The organism is Streptomyces sp. DH12 (genome assembly GCF_020873895.1).
In the GTDB taxonomy this organism is placed as follows: Bacteria; Actinomycetota; Actinomycetes; order Streptomycetales; family Streptomycetaceae; genus Streptomyces.
The window spans coordinates 1-783 of record NZ_JAHWGT010000219.1 but is presented as its reverse complement, the minus strand read 5'-3'; the positions used below and the strand labels follow the sequence as shown (position 1 = coordinate 783).

The 783-nt window shown below is 66.9% G+C and carries 1 protein-coding gene and 1 pseudogene; one reads left to right on the top strand and one right to left on the bottom strand.

The features are described from left to right. The coding region (locus tag LPA54_RS33635; protein ID WP_228984501.1) for a hypothetical protein at nt 1-234 on the bottom strand (234 nt) is incomplete at its 3' end. A 214-nt stretch (nt 235-448) separates the two neighbouring features. Between LPA54_RS33635 and LPA54_RS33630 the strand changes: the two are divergent. Beyond that, nucleotides 449-783 (top strand): annotated as a pseudogene (locus tag LPA54_RS33630) (ribonuclease); the annotation flags it as partial.

Genomic DNA, 783 nt, shown 5'->3' with positions numbered 1-783 from the left:
GATGTAGGTGAGGACGTAGACGGCGAGGGCGGCGCCGACCAGCAGGCCGGCCCAGGTGCCCATGTCCCGGGTCTTGTCGCCGATGACGTCGTCGATGATCACCTTGGTGATCAGCGGCACCAGGGCCATGACGGCCATGCCGGCGAGGGACGAACCGAGGGCCAGGACGACGTTCCTGGGGTGCCGCCACGCGTAGGCGGCCAGTCGTCGTGCCCATCCCCGTTGCGCTGTCACGCGGTGTCCTCCGATCGTCCTGATCTTCCGGAAGGCTCCAACGCCGGCGGAAGCGGATTTCATCCCTCCGCAACATTTCAGGGGCGCGCGCCTTCTACACGGCGTCGGACTCTCGTCACGCAATCGACACGTCGTCTCCACGCAGTTGACTGCATGTCCATGCCAGTCTCTCGGGTATCTCCTCTGTGCAACCCGCGTAGATCGGACACCCCACATGCTCGCCATACGCATACCGCGCCGCAAGGCGGTGGCACTCGCCACGGCCGCCGTGCTCGCCGGCCTCACCGCCCCCGCCGCGACGGCCACCCCGGCCGCGGCGACGGCCACGACGACAGCCACGACGACGACGGCGTCCTACGATCCGGCGTACTACGACGCCGCGTCCGGCAAGACCGGCACAGCCCTCAAGTCCGCCCTGCACACGATCATCAGCGACCAGACGAAGCTGTCGTACTCGGCGGTCTGGAACGCCCTGAAGGTCACCGACCAGGATCCGAACAACAGCAACAACGTGATCCTGCTCTACTCGGGCATCTCCCGCAGCAAGTC